Source organism: Cupriavidus sp. WS (assembly GCF_000395345.1).
Lineage (GTDB): Bacteria > Pseudomonadota > Gammaproteobacteria > Burkholderiales > Burkholderiaceae > Cupriavidus > Cupriavidus basilensis_B.
In genome coordinates, this window is sequence record NZ_AQPL01000582.1 from 1 (window position 1) to 5,521 (window position 5,521).

Annotated in this window: 5 protein-coding genes; all 5 read right to left on the reverse strand. The window is 73.7% G+C overall.

The window, feature by feature from the left end; translation table 11 throughout:
* Positions 1-50 precede the first annotated feature (50 nt).
* Complete coding sequence (locus K206_RS0134975; RefSeq protein ID WP_020206916.1) at positions 51-1,061, reverse strand: PleD family two-component system response regulator; 1,011 nt, start codon at positions 1,059-1,061, stop codon at positions 51-53.
* Positions 1,062-1,085: 24 nt separating this feature from the next.
* Positions 1,086-2,114, reverse strand: a complete 1,029-nt coding sequence (locus tag K206_RS0134980) for a chemotaxis response regulator protein-glutamate methylesterase (protein WP_020206917.1) — start codon at positions 2,112-2,114, stop codon at positions 1,086-1,088.
* Positions 2,111-4,498 (reverse strand): hybrid sensor histidine kinase/response regulator, encoded by a 2,388-nt coding sequence (locus K206_RS0134985; protein ID WP_020206918.1) that lies wholly within the window; start codon positions 4,496-4,498, stop codon positions 2,111-2,113. Before K206_RS0134985 ends, K206_RS0134980 begins: the two co-directional genes overlap by 4 nt.
* Positions 4,495-5,244, reverse strand: a complete 750-nt coding sequence (locus tag K206_RS0134990; protein WP_081651621.1) for a chemotaxis protein CheW — start codon at positions 5,242-5,244, stop codon at positions 4,495-4,497. Before K206_RS0134990 ends, K206_RS0134985 begins: the two co-directional genes overlap by 4 nt.
* On the reverse strand, positions 5,237-5,521 hold a 285-nt coding region (locus K206_RS40270; protein WP_043367798.1), incomplete at its 5' end, for a tetratricopeptide repeat protein. The genes K206_RS0134990 and K206_RS40270, both read right to left, overlap by 8 nt.

Consider the following 5,521-nt stretch of genomic DNA (forward strand, 5'->3'; position numbering starts at 1 on the left):
AGGCGGCGGCGCGCGCCGCGGCCGGCGGCGCACGCCCCCGGGCGCGGCGCTCAGGCGGTCATGACGACCTGGTTGCGGCCGTTGCGCTTGGCCTGGTAGAGCCCGGCGTCGGCGATCTCGATCAGGCGGCTGAACGGCTCGTCCTGGCCCGGCACGATGGCGGTGCCGCCGATGCTGACCGTCACGCAGGGCCCGACCTGGGAGCCGCTGTGCGGCACCTGCATGGACTCGATGGCACGGCGGACCTTCTCGGCCAGCAGGCGCGCGCCGCCGGGCGAGGTGGCGGGCAGGATCATGGCGAACTCCTCGCCGCCGAAGCGCGCGGGCAGGTCGGCCGGGCGCGTGCAGTTCTCGCGGATCACGCCGGCCACGCGGCGCAGCACCTCGTCGCCGGCCACGTGGCCGTAGGTGTCGTTGTAGGCCTTGAACGAATCCACGTCGATCATCAGCAGCGCGAGCTGGCTCTGCTCGCGCGCCGCGCGCCGCCATTCGGCGCCGAGGTATTCGTCGAAGTAGCGCCGGTTGGACAGCCCCGTGAGGCCGTCCGAGTTGGTCAGCCGCTGCAGCTCCAGGTTGGTCTCCAGCAGCTGCTGCTGGCTCTGGCGCAGCGCGCGGTAGGCCTCGTCGCGCTGCTGCAGGTTGATGTAGGAGCGCGAGTGATAGCGGATGCGCGCCACCAGCTCGATGGTGTCGGGCAGCTTGACCAGGTAGTCGTTGGCGCCGGCGGCGAAGGCCGCGCTCTTCATGATCGGCTCTTCCTTGGTGGACAGCACGATGATGGGGATGTCGCGCGTGGCCGGGTTGGCGCGGTAGCGGCGCACCAGCGTCAGGCCGTCGATGCCGGGCATCACCAGGTCCTGCAGGATCACCGTGGGCCGCGTGCGCTCGGCCACCGCGACGGCCTCGTCGGGCTTGGCGCAGTAGTGGAAGTCGATGTCCTTCTCGGGCTCGAGCTCGCGCCGCACCGCTTCGCCGATCATGGCCTGGTCGTCCACCAGCAGCACCATCGCCAGGTATTCCTCCGGGCGCTGTGCGTAGTTGCGTTCTATCTGTATCGACATTGTGTTCCTCTTGCTGCCGGTTCCCTACCGCTGGTTGGCATTGGTGCTGGTGCCGCAGGCCCGTGCGATGCGCGCGGCGATCTGCGGCAACGGCAGGATCTCGCTGGCCGCGCCGATGGCGGCGGCGGCTTTCGGCATGCCATAGACGGCGCTCGTGGCCTGGTCCTGGGCGATGGTCAGGTAGCCACGCTCGCGCATGGCCTTGAGGCCCAGCGCGCCGTCGCGGCCCATGCCGGTGAGCAGCACGCCCACCGCATCGCCGCGCCAGTGCCGGGCCACGCTTTCGAAGAAGACGTCGATCGATGGCCGGTAGAGGTAGTCGCTCGGCTCTTCGGTGTAGGCCATGCGCGCCGGCCCGAGCAGGCGCAGGAGGTCGTTGGTGCCGGCCAGCAGCACGGTGCCGGGCTGCGGCGCCTCGCCTTCGCGGGCCAGCCGCACGGGCAGCTTGCATTGCGCGTCGAGCCACTGCGCCATGCCCGCGGCGAAGGCTTCGTCGACATGCTGGACGGCGATCACGGCGGCGTTGAAGCCGGGCGGCAGCGCGCCCAGCAGCGTGGCCAGCGCGGCCGGGCCGCCGGCCGAGGCGCCCAGCGCCACCAGCCATTCGGCGCGGGCCTTGCGCGCGGGCGGCGCCGGCGCGCGCGCGGGCACGCCGCGGCCTTCGATCAGGCGGCCGATGTTGCGGATCTTGCGCAGCAGCGGCCCGCTGGCCAGTTGCGAGTCGGGCTGCGCCAGCGAGGGCGTGTCGACCGCGTCGATGGCGCCGTGGCCCATCGCGTCGAACACCTGGCTGGCGTTGCGGCCCAGGTCCATCGTCACCACCACGATGGCGCACGGGCTCGCGGCCATGATGCGGCGGGTGGCCTCGACGCCGTCCATCACCGGCATCAGCAGGTCCATCAGGATCAGGTCGGGGGTGCGCGCGGCGGCCAGGTGCACGGCGCTCTCGCCGTTCTCCGCCACCCACGTGACTTCCAGCTCGGGGTCCAGCGCGAGCACGCGCCGCAGGGCGACCACGGCCAGCGGTGAATCGTTGACGATGCCGATCTTCATGCGCGCGCCTCCCCAATCAGGTCCTGTACCGCGTCGAGCAGCGCGGCGTCCTGGAAGCTGCCCTTGGCCAGGTAGTAGTCCGCGCCGGCCTGCAGGCCGCGCTGGCGGTCCTGTTCCCGGTCCTTGTACGACACCACCATCACCGGCACCTGCTGCAGGCGCGCCTCGCGCTTGATGCGCGTCACCAGCTCGATGCCGTCCATGCGCGGCATGTCGATGTCGGTGATGACCAGGTCGAAGCTCTCCGCGCGCAGCACGTTCCAGGCGTCCATGCCGTCCACCGCCACCGCGACCTCGTAGCCGCGGTTGGCCAGCAGCTTGCGCTCGAGCTCGCGCACCGTGAGCGAATCGTCCACCACCAGCACGCGTTTGCGGCGCACCGGCGCGGCTTCCGCGCCGCCGCGCCGGATGCGGTCGATCTTGCCTTCGGAGAGCAGCTTCTCCACCGAGCGGATCATGTCCTCGGCGTCGAAGATCAGCACCGGCGTGCCGTCCTCGGTGATGCTGCCGGCGGCGATGTCCTTGATCTTGCCGAGGCTGGCCGCGAGCGGCTGCACCACCAGTATGCGCTCGCCGAGCAGGCGGTCCACCGCCACGCCGTAGGTGCGCTCGTGGTCGCCCAGCACCACCACCGGCACGGTGTCCTCGTCGGCGCGGGCCTCGGCCTGCTGCAGCACCTGGGCCGCGCTGACCAGGCCCACGTGGCGCTCGCCGAAGCGGAAATGCTGGTGGTTCTCCAGCTGCTCGATCGCGCCGCGCTCCAGGCGCAGCACCTGCATCACGTAGGCCAGCGGGAAGGCGTAGGCCTCGCCCGAGACTTCCACCAGCAGCGCGCGCACCACCGACAGCGTGAGCGGCAGCTCCAGGTGGAACTGCATGCCGCGCCCGCTTTCCTGCACCAGGCGGATGCTGCCGCGCACCTGGCGGATCATGTCCTGCACGGCGTCCAGCCCGACGCCGCGCCCGGACACCTCGCTGACGGTCTCGCGCAGGCTGAAGCCGGGCAGCAGCAGGAAGTCGAGCAGCTCCGCCTGCGACAGGCGGGCGACGGTCTCGGCGGGCGCCAGGCCGCGCCGCACGATGGCCTGGCGCAGGGCGTCGAGATCCACCCCCGCGCCGTCGTCGGCGATCACGATCACCAGCCGGCCGGCGTTGTGGCGCGCGTTGAGCGTGATGCGGCCCTCGGCGGGCTTGCCGGCGGCGCGGCGCGCCTCGGGCGTCTCGATGCCGTGGTCCACGGCGTTGCGCAGCAGGTGCGCCAGCGGTGCCTCGAGCTGCTCGAGGATGTCGCGGTCCACCTTGGTGCTCTCGCCGACCAGTTCGAGATGCACGGACTTGCCGAGCGCGCGCCCGAGGTCGCGCACCATGCGCGAGTAGCCGGCCAGGCCGTCGGCCAGCGGCCGCATGCGGCTGGCCAGCGCGCGGTCGTAGAGCTGGCGCGACAGGCGGCCGGTGCGGTGGTCGTACTGCTCCAGCTCGCTGGTGCGCTGCGAGAGCTGCCGGTGGCTCTCGGCCAGCAGCAGCTGCGCGTCCGCCAGCCGCGCCTGCGCGGTGCCGTCGGCGGTGCCGCCGCCGGCCAGCGCCACCTGCGCGGCGTCGAGCGCCTGCAGCGCGCGCATCTGCAGGCGGCGCGTCTGCTGCAGCGCGTTGCCGAACGGCTTGAGCCAGTTGGCCTCGATCATGGCCGCGCCGGACAGCGCGAGCAGCTGGTCGAGCGTGTCGGCGCTCACGCGCAGCATGCGCTCCTGCGCCTCGGGCAGGCCGCCGGGCTCGCCTGGCCGGGGCTCCGCGGCCCGTGCCGGTTCCGCGGGTGTGATCGGGGGGGCAATCACGGGCGCGATCATGGGCGCAACCGGGGGCTCGGGCGCGGCATCCGGCCCGGCCTGCGGCGTGGCCGGCGTGGCTTGCGGTGTGACTTGCGCTGGTGCCGGCGGCGCGGCCGGGGCCGGCGCCCACGGCGCGTCGTCGACCGCCTTGCCGGCCAGCAGCGCGCCCAGGCGCGTCACCAGCGCGTCGATCTCGTCCTTGCCGGCGTGGCCGGCCCAGTCGAGGTCGCCGTCGGGCGGGTTGCCCAGCCGCAGCAGCAGGTCGGTGCCGTGCAGCAGGGTGTCGATGTGCGCGGGTCGCAGCGCCAGTTCGCCGCGCTGGGCGGCGACCAGGCAGTCTTCCATCACGTGGGCCACGCGCACGCCGCCGTCGAGGCCGACGATGCGCGCCGCGCCCTTGAGCGAATGGGCGGCGCGCATGCAGGCCTCGAGCTGGTCGGCGGCGGCCGGGTTGCGCTCCAGCGCGAGCAGGCCGGCGTTGAGGACTTCCGCCTGCGACTGCGCCTCGAGCGCGAACAGCTCGAGCAGGGAGGCGTCGCGCAACTGGTCCGGATTCATGCCAGGCTCCGCGTCAGGGCCTGCTGCAGCAGGCCGGCGTCGAGCAGGCCGACGCTGCGCCCGCCGCTTTGCAGCAGCGCGCGCGCATAGCGCGCGGAGGCGCGCGACAGCGTGGTCGGCAGCGCCTGCAGCGCGGATTCGGCCACGCGCTCGATGCCCGTGACCTCGTCGACCGGCAGCGCGATGGCGCCGCGGCCCTGGCCCAGCACCAGCAGGCGGGCGCCGCGCCCGGCGCCGCCGGCCACGCCATTGGCCGCGCCGGCGTCCGCCGGCGGGTCCTGGCCGAGCAGCCGCGCCAGCGAGATGCACACCAGCAGGTTGCCGCGCACGCTGGCCAGGCCCAGCACGGCGGCGTGGCGGCGGTGCGGCAGCGTGTGCACCGGGCATGGCGCGGTGACTTCGGCCAGCGCGGCGGCCGGCAGCGCCAGCCATTCCTCGCCGACGCGGAACACCAGGCAGGACACGGCGGGGCCGCGCGCGGCGCCGTCGGCGGGCGTGGCCTCGTCGGGCAGGCCGGCTTCGCCGGCGGGCAGGTTGTCGAGCAGCTCCAGCGCCGCGCGCGAGTAGGCCGGGCAGTTGCGGCAGCGGATGTATACGGCGAGCTGCGGGCAACTGCTGTCGCCGAGCACGCCGATGCGGCGCCAGCAGTTGTCGATGACGATGCGCGCCGCGCCGGCCGGCAGGCCGTGGCCCGGCGGCGGCGATGCGGTCAATGCGGGCGCGGCGGTCGAAGCAGGCTCAGTCATGGCGGCTCGGCTGGTTGCGCTGGGCGCGCTGCCTCAGGCGGGCGGCCGCCGCGCTGTCGCCGTCGGCTTCGAGAATGGCGGCCATGTGATAAAGCGACTCCTGGTGGGCCGGGTCGAGGTAGAGCGCGCGGCGGTACGCTTCGCGCGCCTCGGCGGGCCGGCTGGTGGCATCGTGCAGCACGCCCAGCAGGCAGTAGCCGGCGGCGGATGGCGGCTGCGCGTCGAGGTGCGCCAGGCAGGCCGAGACCGCCGCGGCGAGGTCGCCGCGGTCGGCGAG

Excerpts from the sequence above, each read along its gene's own strand:
- K206_RS0134985 (WP_020206918.1), bottom strand. The coding sequence starts at position 4,498 with ATGAATCCGGACCAGTTGCGCGACGCCTCCCTGCTCGAGCTGTTCGCG.
- K206_RS0134980 (WP_020206917.1), bottom strand. The coding sequence starts at position 2,114 with ATGAAGATCGGCATCGTCAACGATTCACCGCTGGCCGTGGTCGCCCTG.
- K206_RS0134990 (WP_081651621.1), bottom strand. The coding sequence starts at position 5,244 with ATGACTGAGCCTGCTTCGACCGCCGCGCCCGCATTGACCGCATCGCCG.
- K206_RS0134975 (WP_020206916.1), bottom strand. The coding sequence starts at position 1,061 with ATGTCGATACAGATAGAACGCAACTACGCACAGCGCCCGGAGGAATAC.